Origin of the sequence: Streptomyces sp. PU-14G, assembly GCF_041028275.1 — a bacterium.
Taxonomy (GTDB): domain Bacteria; phylum Actinomycetota; class Actinomycetes; order Streptomycetales; family Streptomycetaceae; genus Streptomyces.
On record NZ_JASKYT010000490.1, the window covers coordinates 1 to 4,423 of the forward strand.

The 4,423-nt window shown below is 73.8% G+C and carries 4 protein-coding genes; all 4 read left to right on the plus strand.

The window, feature by feature from the left end:
* The first annotated feature begins 126 nt into the window (after positions 1-126).
* Complete coding sequence (locus tag AB8Z75_RS32080) at positions 127-639, plus strand: DUF664 domain-containing protein (RefSeq protein WP_369208199.1); 513 nt, start codon at positions 127-129, stop codon at positions 637-639.
* A 105-nt stretch (positions 640-744) separates the two neighbouring features.
* Entirely contained in the window at positions 745-1,335 is a 591-nt protein-coding gene (locus tag AB8Z75_RS32085) for a 2Fe-2S iron-sulfur cluster-binding protein (RefSeq protein WP_369208201.1), read from the plus strand.
* A complete protein-coding gene (locus AB8Z75_RS32090) occupies positions 1,332-2,339 on the plus strand; it encodes a xanthine dehydrogenase family protein subunit M (RefSeq protein ID WP_369208203.1) in 1,008 nt (335 codons plus the stop codon). The genes AB8Z75_RS32085 and AB8Z75_RS32090 overlap by 4 nt, the downstream gene beginning before the upstream one ends.
* A 5-nt stretch (positions 2,340-2,344) precedes the next feature.
* The coding region (locus AB8Z75_RS32095; RefSeq protein WP_369208205.1) for a xanthine dehydrogenase family protein molybdopterin-binding subunit at positions 2,345-4,423 on the plus strand (2,079 nt) is incomplete at its 3' end.

Genomic DNA, 4,423 nt, shown 5'->3' on the forward strand with positions numbered 1-4,423 from the left:
CCCCTGCCCCCGCCCCTGCTCCGTCTCCGCGAGGGTTCTCGCGGTGGCGGGGCCCGGTGGCGGGCCCGGTGGCGGGGGCGGCGCAAAAGGCATCTTTCGTGTATGACGCGTCGTAAGGTCGCGAACATGGATACAACCGCCCTTCTCGAGGATGCCTTCACGCGGGTGAACGGCGAGGTCCACGCCACGCTCGACGGCATCTCGAACACGCATCTGACCGAGCGGATCGATCCGGGCGCGAACACCGTCGCCTGGCTGGTCTGGCACCTGACGCGGGTGCAGGACGACCACGTCGCGGACGCCGCGGGCAGCGAGCAGGTCTGGCACGCACAGGGGTTCGAGGAGCGCTTCGGGCTGCCCCTCGACGCGGACGACACGGGTTTCGGCCACTCGCCGGAGGACGTGGCGGCCGTCCGGGTGGATTCGCCGGAGCTTCTGGTCGCCTACCACGACGCGGTCCACCAGCGCACTTGCGCGTATCTGGGCACGTTGAGTTCCCAGTCGCTGGGCCGGATCGTCGACGACGCGTGGGACCCGCCGGTCTCCCTCGGGGTACGCCTCGTGAGCGTCATCGGCGACACGATGCAGCACGTCGGACAGGCGGCCTTCCTGCGCGGCGTGCTGGAGCGCCGCGGCTGACCGCCGCGCCCGGCCGCCGGGGACGACGACAACCGCGGACGACACCGAGCGACAGACAAGAGCACAACCGAGCGACACACAAGAGCAGACAGAGAGGCGCGCCCCGTGATCCCCCAGCGCACCGCGACCAGCTCGACCTTCACCCTGCACGTCAACGACACCGCGCACGCCGTCACCGTCGACCACCGCACCACCCTCCTGGACGTACTGCGCGAGCACCTGGACCTCACTGGCAGCAAGAAGGGCTGCGACCACGGTCAGTGCGGCGCCTGCACGGTGCTGTTGGAGGGGCGCCGCGCCAACAGCTGTCTGCTGCTGGCGGTGGCCCACGACGGCGCGCACGTCACCACCGTCGAGGGGCTGGGCGACGAGGAGCGCCCGCACCCGCTCCAGCAGGCGTTCCACGAGCGGGACGCCTTCCAGTGCGGTTACTGCACGCCGGGACAGATCGTCTCGGGCGTCGGCATGCTGTGCGAGGCCGCCGAGGGCCATCCGTCGCACGCGACGCCCGCCGAGGCGCTCGGCCGTGCCACCGGGGCGCCCGCGCAGCTGAACCGCGACGAGATCCGCGAACGTATGAGCGGCAACATCTGCCGCTGCGGCGCCTACCCGCACATCGTCGAGGCGCTGGAGGACGTGGCCGAAAACGGCCTGGAGGCGCGTGGCAGCGTGCGCGGCAGCGAGGTGTCGGCGTGAGGCCCTTCACCTTCGAGCGGGTCACCAGTCCCGAGCAGGCCGTCTCCGCGTTCGCCGCCCAGCCGCGCGCCCGTTACCTGGCGGGCGGCACCAACCTGGTGGACCTGATGAAGCTCGGCGTCGAGACGCCCGCACACCTGATCGACGTCTCCCGACTGCCGCTTGACGAGGTGACGGCGACGCAGGAGGGCGGCCTGCGGATCGGCGCGAACGTGCGCAACAGCGACCTGGCCGCGCACCCGGAGGTCTGCCGCACCTATCCGGCGCTCTCGCAGGCGCTGCTGGCCGGGGCGTCCGGGCAGCTGCGCAACCTGGCCACCACGGGCGGAAACTTCCTCCAGCGCACCCGCTGCCCCTACTTCCAGGACACCTCGGCGCCCTGCAACAAGCGCGAGCCCGGCACCGGCTGCTCGGCGCGCGAGGGCGCCAACCGCGACATGGCCGTGCTGGGGCACTCGGAGCACTGCGTGGCCACCCACCCCTCCGACATGGCCGTGGCGATGGCCGCCTACGACGCCGAGATCGAGGTGCTGGGCCCCGAGGGGGCGCGGACGGTGCCGGCCGCCGAGTTCCACCGGCTGCCCGGCGACACCCCCGAGCAGGACACCGTGCTGCGCCCCGGGGAACTGATCTCCCACGTGACGCTGGGGCCGCCGCCCGAGGGGGCGCGCGCCGCCTACCGCAAGGCCCGCGACCGCGCCTCGTACGCCTTCGCGCTGGCCTCCGCCGCCGCCGTACTGGCCGTGGACGAAGGCGGCACCGTCCGGCACGCCGCGCTGGCCTTCGGCGGGCTGGCGCACCGGCCGTGGCGGGCCCGCACCGCCGAGGAGGCGCTGGTCGGCTCGCGGGCCGACACCGAGAGCGTGGGGCGCGCCGTGGACGCGGAACTGGCGGCGGCCCGGCCGCTGTCCGAGAACGCCTTCAAGGTGCCGCTGGCCCGCAGTCTGGCGGTCACCCTCCTCACCCGCCTCGCCGAGAACCCGACCAGCCCCGCAGGGACGTGAGGACGATGGCCGCAACCGAGACCACCGAGACCACCGAGGGCGTCCTGGGGTCGCCCGCACCGCGCCGCGAGGGCCGTGCCAAGGTCACCGGTGCCGCCCGCTACGCCACCGAGCACACGCCGCCCGCCTGCGCCTACGGCTGGCCGGTGGCCGCGACCGTGGCGCGCGGCCGGGTCACCGGTGTCGAGGACGGCGAGGCGCTGGCGATCCCCGGCGCGCTGGCCGTCCTCACCCACGAGAACGCGCCCCGCCTGACGGAATCCGACGATCCCACGCTCTTCCTGTTGCAGAACGACCGGGTGCCGCACCGCGGCTGGTACGTGGCGCTGGCCGTCGCCGAGACGCTGGAGGCGGCGCGCGAGATGGCGCAGACCGTCCGCGTCGGCTACGACGAAGAGCCGCACGACGTGCTCGTCCGCGCCGACCACCCCGGCCTCTACCACCCGGAGTGGGCCAACGGCGGCTACCCGGGCGACCAGCACAGCGGTGACTTCGCGCACGAGTACGCCGCGGCCCCGCACCAACTGGACGCCACCTACGGCATCACCCCGCTGCACAACCACCCCATGGAGCCGCACGCCTCGACCGCCCTGTGGGAGGGCGGGCACCTGATCGCCTACGACTCCAGCCAGGGCGCCAGCACGGTATGCCAGGTGCTCGCCCAGATGTTCGACCTGGAGGAGAAGCAGGTCACCGTCGTCGCCGAACACGTCGGCGGCGGCTTCGGCTCCAAGGGCACCCCGCGCCCTCCCGTCGTCCTCGCGGCGATGGGCGCCCGGCACACCGGACGCCCCGTCAAGCTCGCGCTGCCGCGCCGCGAGATGCCCGCCGTCGTCGGCCACCGCGCCCCCACCGTCCAGCGGCTGCGGCTGGGCGCCCGGGACGACGGCACGCTCGCCGCCCTCCAGCACGACGTGGTCACCCACACCTCCACCCTCAAGGAGTTCGTGGAACAGGCCGCCGTGCCCTCCCGCGTCATGTACGGCGCCGACGGCATCCGCACCGGACACCGCGTCGCCCGGCTGGATGTGCCCACCCCGTCCTGGATGCGGGCCCCCGGCGAGGCCCCCGGCATGTACGCGCTCGAATGCGCCATGGACGAGCTGGCCGTCTCCCTCGACCTCGACCCGGTCGAGCTGCGGCTGCGCAACATCCCCGAGACCGAACCCGAGAGCGGCAAGCCCTTCAGCAGCCACCACCTCGCCGACTGCCTGCGCGAGGGGGCGCGCCGCTTCGGCTGGGAGCGCCGCGACCCGCGCCCCGCCTCCCGGCGCGAGGGCGATCTGCTGCTCGGCACCGGCGTGGCCGCCTCCACCTACCCGGTGATCGTCGCCCCCTCCACCGCCTCGGTGCAGTCCCTGGGCGACGGCACCTACCACGTGCGCATCAACGCCACCGACATCGGCACCGGAGCGCGCACCGTGCTGGCCCAGGTCGCGGCCCAGGAGCTGGGCTGCGCGCTGGACGCCGTCCGCATCGACGTCGGCAGCAGCGATCTGCCGCAGGCGCCGCTGGCCGGCGGCTCCTCCGGTACCGCCTCCTGGGGCTGGGCCGTCCACAAGGCGTGCCGCGAGCTGCGCGAGTCGGACGGCAGCATCGTCACCGTCGACACCACCTCGGACGTGGAGGCGCAGGAGGAGTACGCGCGGCACGCCTTCGGTGCCGTCTTCGCCGAGGTCTCCGCCGACACGGTCACCGGCGAGGTGCGGGTGCGCAGGATGCTGGGCGTCTTCGCCGCGGGCCGCATCCTCAACGCCCGCACGGCGCGCTCCCAGTTCATCGGCGGCATGACGATGGGCCTGGGCATGGCGCTGACCGAGCACAGCAGCCTCGACGCCCGGCTCGGCGGCTTCGTCCAGAAGGACCTGGCCGGCTACCACGTCCCCGCGCACGCGGACGTCCCCGACCTCGACGCGCACTGGATCGAGGAGCACGATCCGCACCTCAACCCGGTCGGCGGCAAGGGCATCGGCGAGATCGGCATCGTCGGCACCCCCGCCGCGATCGCCAACGCCGTCCACCACGCCACGGGCCGGCGCCACCGCGACCTTCCCCTGACGCCGGACCGGGTGGGGGTGGTGGGG